The 1,396-nt window shown below is 61.1% G+C and carries 4 protein-coding genes; all 4 read left to right on the top strand.

The genetic code is table 11. The features are described from left to right. Window positions 1–184: hypothetical protein (locus BRAS3843_RS41575; protein WP_201768855.1), on the top strand; the 184-nt coding region annotated here is incomplete at its 5' end. Continuing rightward, a complete protein-coding gene (locus BRAS3843_RS17625; protein ID WP_008970329.1) occupies window positions 181–765 on the top strand; it encodes a J domain-containing protein in 585 nt (194 codons plus the stop codon). The genes BRAS3843_RS41575 and BRAS3843_RS17625, both read left to right, overlap by 4 nt. Window positions 766–802: 37 nt before the next feature. Next, window positions 803–976 carry a hypothetical protein gene (locus BRAS3843_RS41580; RefSeq protein WP_210161396.1) on the top strand — a complete coding sequence of 58 codons (174 nt, stop codon included), beginning with the start codon at window positions 803–805 and terminating at the stop codon, window positions 974–976. Window positions 977–1,016: 40 nt separating this feature from the next. Then, window positions 1,017–1,396, top strand: a 380-nt coding sequence (locus BRAS3843_RS17630) for a macro domain-containing protein (RefSeq protein WP_175361134.1), incomplete at its 3' end; no start/stop codon positions are given.

The following is a 1,396-nucleotide window of genomic DNA, read 5'->3' on the forward strand; positions in this document are numbered from 1 at the left end:
CGCCGGCGGGACCTTCCATTGTCACAAGGGCGTGCCGCTCGATCCAAAGGGCGAGGACGGTTTCGCCTACCCCAAACACAAGCCGGAAAAGCTGCGGCTCTGCCGCGGCTACCTCAACGCGCTCGGCAAATGGTGGGGAGCTGCCGAGCCCGATCAATCCAGAGCCCCAGGGACAACTCCATGACGATCGAAAGCTACCCGCTTCACTGGCCAGCCGGCTGGCCGCGCTCAACCTGGGCTCAACGCAAAAAGTCACGCTTCAACGGACAAGCCTTCAACCAGATAAAGGAACTGCAACGAGAACTTCGCCTCTTAGGCGCGCGCGACGTCGTCATTTCCTCAAATGTCCCTGTCCGTCAGGACGGCCTACCATATGCCGATGCCGCCAAGCGTCGCTATGAGGATCCGGGCGTAGCCATTTACTTCACGCTCAAGGGCAAGCCGCTGGCGATGGCCCGCGACCGATACTGGACACCATGGGAAAATATGCGGTCGCTGGTGTTGGCAATCGAGGCCATTCGTTCGATCGAGCGTCACGGCGGCGCGACGATGATGGAGCGCGCATTCTCGGGCTTTACTGCACTCCCCGCCCCTAAGTCGTGCTGGGAAATTCTTGGCGTTGCCCCGGGCGCCAGCGCACAACTGATCAAGGCTCAATTCACCGCCAAGGCAAAATCCGCGCATCCCGACGTCGGCGGTTCGGACGCGGCAATGGCGGAGCTCATCGCCGCACGCGACCAAGCTCTCAAGGCGTGTGCCGCATGAACACCATCGACGAAAACGAATCCCCCCAGTTTTGTTCATGCGCGCTACCGATGATGGAGGCCAGCAAGTGATTGCGCTGGCTGGGATCATGATTGGAATGCTGGTCGGGATAATCTCCCGCGAATTGCTGGCGTGGACCGCGGCAAGACGTTCCGCCGACCCAAAGAACGAGAGGAAGCCGGATGACCAACATCCGAATATCGATCTGTGACCTCGATCCGCTCTTCGTTGCAGAAGCCCATCACCATCTGATGGAGCTGCCGAACGTCATCGAGGTAGCGCACCGGTCCGTCCTCGACCGACACTTCGACGCCGCCGTGAGCCCCGCCAATTCGTTCGGCTTCATGGATGGCGGCGTGGATTGGGCCTATCTGCAGTTCTTCGGGATCGAACTGCAGCGCCGGCTACAGATGGTCATCCGGCTGCAAAAATTTCAGGAGCTATTGGTTGGGGCCGCCGTCGCGGTCCCGACCTATCACGAGGCGATCCCCTTCCTCATCGCCGCGCCGACGATGCGCGTGCCGAAGATCATCGACGATCCGGCCGACGTCATGCTCGCGACCCGAGCCGCGATTTGCGTGGCCATCGATTTCCGATTCGGCCACATCGTTATGCCCGGCATGGGCACGGG

The organism is Bradyrhizobium sp. STM 3843 (genome assembly GCF_000239815.1).
Lineage (GTDB): Bacteria > Pseudomonadota > Alphaproteobacteria > Rhizobiales > Xanthobacteraceae > Bradyrhizobium.

Excerpts from the sequence above, each read along its gene's own strand:
- BRAS3843_RS41580 (WP_210161396.1), top strand. The coding sequence starts at position 803 with ATGCGCGCTACCGATGATGGAGGCCAGCAAGTGATTGCGCTGGCTGGG.
- BRAS3843_RS17625 (WP_008970329.1), top strand. The coding sequence starts at position 181 with ATGACGATCGAAAGCTACCCGCTTCACTGGCCAGCCGGCTGGCCGCGC.